Source organism: Streptomyces sp. NPDC054841 (assembly GCF_053611045.1).
Genome location: NZ_JBSGZO010000499.1, coordinates 1 through 5,855, shown reverse-complemented (window position 1 = coordinate 5,855; position 5,855 = coordinate 1). Strand labels below are relative to the sequence as shown.

The 5,855-nt window shown below is 68.2% G+C and carries 5 protein-coding genes and 3 pseudogenes; 5 read left to right on the top strand and 3 right to left on the bottom strand.

All coding sequences use genetic code 11. The annotated features are described in order from the left end of the window. Positions 1-266: 266 nt before the first annotated feature. Entirely contained in the window at positions 267-392 is a 126-nt protein-coding gene (locus tag ACWGI8_RS37720) for a hypothetical protein (RefSeq protein ID WP_453667949.1), read from the bottom strand. Positions 393-940: 548 nt separating this feature from the next. Between ACWGI8_RS37720 and ACWGI8_RS37715 the strand changes: the two genes are divergently transcribed. The 4 genes and pseudogenes from ACWGI8_RS37715 to ACWGI8_RS37700 all read left to right on the top strand — a co-directional run bounded on the left by ACWGI8_RS37715 (position 941) and on the right by ACWGI8_RS37700 (position 3,917). Further along, entirely contained in the window at positions 941-2,506 is a 1,566-nt protein-coding gene (locus ACWGI8_RS37715; RefSeq protein ID WP_453667948.1) for a hypothetical protein, read from the top strand. Positions 2,507-2,607: 101 nt separating this feature from the next. Beyond that, positions 2,608-2,793, top strand: a pseudogene (locus ACWGI8_RS37710) (rhodanese-like domain-containing protein); the annotation flags it as partial. 47 nt (positions 2,794-2,840) lie between these two features. Further along, positions 2,841-3,203 (top strand): rhodanese-like domain-containing protein, encoded by a 363-nt coding sequence (locus tag ACWGI8_RS37705; protein WP_453667947.1) that lies wholly within the window; start codon positions 2,841-2,843, stop codon positions 3,201-3,203. Next, positions 3,200-3,917 (top strand): annotated as a pseudogene (locus ACWGI8_RS37700) (sulfite exporter TauE/SafE family protein). The gene ACWGI8_RS37705 and the pseudogene ACWGI8_RS37700 overlap by 4 nt, the downstream one beginning before the upstream one ends. Before the next feature lie 34 nt (positions 3,918-3,951). On the opposite strand, the gene ACWGI8_RS37695 reads toward ACWGI8_RS37700, so the two are convergent. After that, positions 3,952-4,239, bottom strand: coding sequence for a metal-sensitive transcriptional regulator (locus ACWGI8_RS37695; protein WP_453667946.1), 288 nt, complete (start codon positions 4,237-4,239; stop codon positions 3,952-3,954). An 80-nt stretch (positions 4,240-4,319) separates the two neighbouring features. On the opposite strand from ACWGI8_RS37695, the gene ACWGI8_RS37690 reads away from it, so the two are divergent. Next, positions 4,320-4,907, top strand: coding sequence for a rhodanese-like domain-containing protein (locus ACWGI8_RS37690; protein WP_453667945.1), 588 nt, complete (start codon positions 4,320-4,322; stop codon positions 4,905-4,907). 9 nt (positions 4,908-4,916) lie between these two features. On the opposite strand, the pseudogene ACWGI8_RS37685 reads toward ACWGI8_RS37690, so the two are convergent. Next, positions 4,917-5,711, bottom strand: a pseudogene (locus ACWGI8_RS37685) (IS5 family transposase). Between the last annotated feature and the right edge of the window lie 144 nt (positions 5,712-5,855).

Here is a 5,855-nt window from a genome sequence, read left to right as displayed (position 1 = left end):
GCCTGCGGCATCAGCTCCAGCTGCGAGTCCATGGCGAGCTCGAACCGGCCGTAGGGGTTGACGTGGCTCCAGAACAGGGGACAGCACCCAACGGTTGGCGCCGGTGAGACGACAGGCCCACCTCGGGTCGGCCATCGTGCCCAGCGCGAACAGCACCAGCAGCAGCCGACGCCGCAGAACGTCCCTGGGCACCGCCTCGCGGCTGGCCACCGAGGTGAACTCAGAGCTGAAGCCGACGGCGAACTCGGCCTCCTTGAGGATGCCGATCAGGTCGATCGTCCCCAGCGGCGCTCGATCTCGGCCTTGAGAGCGACCAGGCTCTCCGGCTCCTCCTGCTTGCCCAGCGGCGAGACCTTGATCCACGGCTCGCCGTGCCTACGGATTACCTCCACCCCGCCCGTCGTGCCGGCCTCCAGGGCGGCATCGAACCGGGTCAGGGCCTCCCGGAGCTTCTTTTGCAGGCCGTCGATGAACTCTCCTGGGTCCAGCGGCCGGCGGATCGACCCGTAGTGAACGTCGGTTGTCCTCGAAGTCCTGCGGCCGGTCGTCCTCGGGGTTGCGCCAGCGGTTCGCGCCGGCCGTCCAGATCTCCCGGCGCCGCAGCGCGTCCCGCAGCGAGACCAGGACGCACAGCTCGTACGGGATGCGCTCGACCCGCCCGCGCTCGCCCACTACCGCGGCCCGCCACTGCTCGGGCACCACCCCCTCCAGCGGAATGCGCTCGGCCTGGCGGAAGCAGCACTGACCGCCCAAGCGGACCAGTCGATTCCGTCTGTATAGGCGCCCGAGGGTGCCTTCAGGAACCTCAGAGTACGGAGAGAAGCGCGAGGTTCATCGGCCAACGCTCTGCCATGCTGCGAGGTGCCTGACCAACCTTTGAACCGAGCCCTCTTCCACCGCGTTGAGACCAGTATTGCTGTCAAGACTGGAACGGAAGACGATGACCACGAGTAAGGAACAGGCGCTTGCCATGGCCGTCAGGGCGGCTGTGATGCACTGCCTGATGAGCCAGCACAACAGTGGTTCCTGGAACATCCGGTCGCCGCGGGTCTCGGACACGGCGCTGGCATGCATCGCACTCGCACTCAAGAGGGATGACGCATCCAACGCGGCGGTGGCTCGGGCACGGGCTTGGCTCACAGAGCACGGTGTGGAGCAGCTGCGAGAGTTCAGCGGGCCGGTGGAGAGGCTCCTGTGGGCCCTGGCCGTGGACGACACTCGGCCCGTCGAGCTGGACATCGATGCCTTCGAGGCCGGCAGCGCGGCGGCGGTCCGGTGGTCAAGGCTCGTCATGGCCATAGCCCTGTACTCCGACAGGGCGGTCCACGGCGGCCCATCAGTGGAGACCTTGCGCGAGTCGCTTTCAGTTGCGGGTCACAATTCGTCCTCCCTGGAGGAAACGGTCGCCTACGTGTTGACCGAGGCTCCCACGCCCAACTTCGAAGGAGCCAACCGTGCCGTGGACCGGCTGGCAGCCGGAGATCGTGGGCTTGCGGCGGCCGGTTCCAGGGGGCCCATCCACACCTCTCTTGCCCTTATGGCGCAGGACGCGGTGGCTCCCGCGAGCGAGGCGGCGCGGCGTCACCGGTCACGACTGCTCGTGGCGCAGCAATCCGACGGAACTTGGGGGTGCTCTGCGGGGGACGTGCGCAGCACCGCTCTGACACTTCGTGCGCTGAGGGAAGACCCTGCGTTCGTCGCCCACGCCCGGCCTCACGCGTTGGCCTTTCTCCTTGCAGCACAGAACGACGATGGAGGCTGGCCGCTCAGCTTCGGAACAGAATCTGACAGCAGCACAACAGGGCTGGTGCTCACGGCCTTCGCAGGGCTAGAACTGCCGGACAATGTGGTGCTGCGCGGGCTGTCGTTTCTCGGTGAGCGGCAGACCACGGCGGGGCTGTGGACGGTTCCGTCGGCCCATGGGGAACTCGAGGCCGCTTGCGAAGAGACGACCAGTCATGTCGTCGCCGCCCTGCGGCAGTATCCAGAGGTGTCGGCTCCTTCGGCCGAGAGGGCTCGAGCTTGGCTGGCTGATCGCGCCCGAGAATCAAGTCCTGTGCCCCACCAGCACCGTGGTCAGCCATATGCTGCCTATCGAACGGCCGACGCGCTGGGCTGGTCGGAGTCTCTCGGACGAGCTGTAGCCCTGCGACTGCTCCGGCTACAAAACAACGATGGTGGCTGGTCGCATGAGGACGGCGGTGCAAGTACTCCTTCTGCAACGGGGATAGCACTGGCTGCTCTAGGCAACGCAGGTGTCCTCGATCCTGAGGTATGGCAATCAGGCACGGATTTCATTCTCAGGTCCCGGCGTCAGGACGGCAGTTGGTCGGCTGAAGCCCTGATAGCAGAGCCTCGGCCACTCTGGCTGCACTGCCCCGCCATCACCCAGTCGTTCACAGCCCTTGGTTTGCAGAGCGGAAGTCATGCCTGGGAAGAGGCTGCTGATGGGGCTGCCAGTGGTATGTCGAGAAGTGCGGTTCCGCCCCGTATTCACATTCATTGACCAGCCACAAGGGTGGCGGTCTGCTGTTGTGACGGCAGTCCGGCGATGGCTTGGACGGTGTCGGTCATGCAGACCAGACACGTTGGGCACACTCGCCGCAACCGCTGCACGAGCTGCGCTCTCGGATCTGGGAGATACCGCCCGGCACCGTCTGGGTGCACTGCGCCGGCGGGATGCGGGCCGGGATCGCCGCCTCCCTGCTGGACGCGGCCAGCCGTGAGGTCGTCGCCGTGGACGACAGATTCGACTCGGCCCGGACGGCCGGTCTGCCCGTCGTGGAGAGCTGACCGGAGCCAACCGCCCCTCCACCACCGACTCGGGAACAGGAACGACCATGTCTCTCTCCCGTCGAGGGCCTGGCCGGGTCGACCCCGCCGAAGCCCGCGAACGTACCCGTGACCCGGGCGGTTCCGTATTGCTGGATGTGCGCGACGCGCACGAATGGGCCGCGAGCCACGCCACGGGGGTCATCCATCTGCCGCTGACCGCGCTCGCCGCCGCAGCGGCGCTTCCCACACCCGCCCGAGACCGGCCGCTGGTGGTGATCTGCCGTTCCGGCAACCGCTCCCGAAGCGCCGCTGAACTGCTGACCGCGCGCAGCCTGACGGCCGTGGACGTGACAGGCGGCATGGTCGCCTGGACCCGGGCGGGGCTGCCCGTGGTCCACGGGCGCGGAGCGAGCGGATCGATCGCGTGAATACGTTGCTTCTCGCTCTGATCGCCGGAAATGTTGTCGGACTCGCGCTCGGAGCCCTCGGGGACGGTGGCGGCGTGCTGGCCGTCCCCGCGATGATCTACCTGCTCGGTTTCACTCCGGCCGCGGCCACCACCGCGAGCCTCGTCGCCGCCACCGCCGCCACAGGGCTGTACGCGCACGCTCGCGACGGCAACGTCCGATGGGGCACTGGAGTGCTCTTCGCCGCCGGCCTGGTGCCGGCGGCGGGCGGCGCAGTCGCGAGCCGGCTGCCCCCGGCCCTGCTGACCGGGGCGTTCGCGGCCGTCGCGGCACTCGCGGCGATGCGGATGCTGCGGACTCCGTTCCGCCGTGGAGGCCGACGGCGCTGTGCACAAGGGCCTGACGGCGGGAGCCGGGGCCGGACTGGGAGCCGTCACCGGAGCACTGCGAGTAGGTGGCGGCTTCCTCGCCGTCCCGGCCCTGGTCACCACGCTGGGCCTGCGGATGCGGACCACCATCGGCACCAGCCTGCTGGTGATCATCGTCAACGCGCTGGCTGCCCTGGTCACCCGTACCGGCACGGCGGACGGCCTCGACTGGTCGGTCGTCGCGCCCTTCACGGGGCCGCGATCCTCGGTGCCTGGGACGGCAAGCGCTGGTCGGGGAAGGGGAAGCCCGACACGCTCCGGCGGATCTTCGCCCGCGTCCTGCTTGTCGTCGCCGGACTCACGCTGATCGGCAGCTTCGTATGACAGCGGCCCGGCGTGCGTCAGGCGAGCGACAGGAAGAGTTTCTCCAGCCGCGCACGCATCTGCTCCCGGTCCTCCGCGGTCGTCTGCCCGGTCTCCATATTGGTCAGACACTGCTGCAGGCCGGTGGCGATGATCGCGAACCCTGCCCGATCAAGGGCGCGCGAGGCGGCGGCGAGCTGCGCCACGACCTCCTCGCAGTCGCGCCCCTCCTCGATCATCCGGATCACGCCGGCGATCTGGCCCTGGGCCCGGCGCAGCCGATTCAGTACGGCCCTCAGCTCAGCACCCGCGAGATCCAGATCCACAACAACTCCCTACATATACCCCTGGGGGTATTTTACTCCCTCGGGGAAGACACCGGCCACTCCAAAGGATGAGACCCGACATGAACACGACCGCTACACTCACTCCCGGCCAGGTCCGCTCCCGACTTCACGACCTGACGGTCATCGACGTCCGCACCCGGGCCGAATACGCCTCGGGCCACCTGCCCGGCGCGCTCAACATCCCGCTCGACATGCTCGACCGCGCGCTGTCCGAGATCAGGAAGGCCACGAATCGCGGCGAACTCCTCATGGTCTGTGCCTCGGGAGCCCGGTCCGACAGCGCTTGCGCGCTCCTCGCCGAACACGGCATCCCCGCTGCAACCCTGGTCGGAGGCACCAGCGCGTGGGCGGACGAAGGCCATGAACTCCACCGCCCGGACGGCCCCACCCCCAGTAGGTGGTCCATGGAGCGCCAAGTCCGTTTCACCGCCGGCGCACTGGTGCTGGCGGGTCTGGGCCTCGGGCTGCTCCACTCGGCCTGGCACCTGCTCTCGGTGGGCGTCGCCGGCGGACTCGTGTTCTCCGCGCTCACCAATACGTGCGGTATGGCCGCCCTCCTGGCCAAGCTGCCGCACAACCGGCCCCGACCGGACGACCTCGAACGCACCCTGGCCACCCTGCGCCGCTGCCGTATGGCGGGTCGTTAAGAGGTCGTCTCATTTGGTGAGCCTGCGGTAGCAGATGAGGGTGCAGGCGATGCTGGTGAAGGCGAGGAAGCGGTCGGCCTTGCGCTCGTAGCGGCGGTGGAGTCGGCGGCAGCCGGGCGAGCCAGGCCATCGTCCGTTCGATGGTCCAGCGGTGAGGGCCCAGCCGCGTGGACGACTCGATGCCCTTGCGGGCGATGCGGTGGGTGATGCCCCGTGCGCGTAACCATCGGCGCAGGTGGTCGTAGTCGTAGACCCTTGTCGGCATGGAGCTTGCCCGGTCGGCGCTTGCGGGGGCCGCGTCGGGAGCGGATCGGCGGTATGCCGCGAACGAGGGGCTCCAGCGCCTGGCTGTCGTGCAGGTTCGCACCCGAGATGCCGATCGAGAGGGGCAGACCGGTCCGCTCGGTGATCAAGTGGATCTTCGAGCCCTTCTTGCCCCGATCGACAGGATTCGGACCTGTCAGGTCCCCCCTTTCAAAGCCCGCATGTTCACCGAGTCGATCGCACACCGGCTCCAGTCCAGCTCGCCCCGCGCGCCGAGCTCGTCCAACACCAGGCGATGGAGCTTGGCCCACACCCGTGCCTTGCTCCACTCGGTGAACCGGCGGTGAGCCGTCGGCCCGGACGGGCCGAACGATGGCGGCAACTGCCGCCACGTGCAGCCCGACGTGGCCACAAAGACGATTGCCGCCAGCACCTCGCGGTCCCGTACCGTCGTCGGTCGCCACCCTGCGGCCGTGACGGAGCCGGTGGCACCACTCGCTCGAACAACTCCCACAACTCGTCCGGCACCAGACGCTCCACGATCCCCACGACCGCAGACTATCTAACAGGCCAAATGAGACGACCTCTAAGCTTGGTGTTTAACCTCGGCCGTTCACCTGACCCGCTGATCTTGGTTCGTTCCCGGGACAGCAGGGCGGCCGTTCTTCACGCTTCGAAGTGTCG

Excerpts from the sequence above, each read along its gene's own strand:
- ACWGI8_RS37715 (WP_453667948.1), top strand. The coding sequence starts at position 941 with ATGACCACGAGTAAGGAACAGGCGCTTGCCATGGCCGTCAGGGCGGCT.
- ACWGI8_RS37705 (WP_453667947.1), top strand. The coding sequence starts at position 2,841 with ATGTCTCTCTCCCGTCGAGGGCCTGGCCGGGTCGACCCCGCCGAAGCC.
- ACWGI8_RS37690 (WP_453667945.1), top strand. The coding sequence starts at position 4,320 with ATGAACACGACCGCTACACTCACTCCCGGCCAGGTCCGCTCCCGACTT.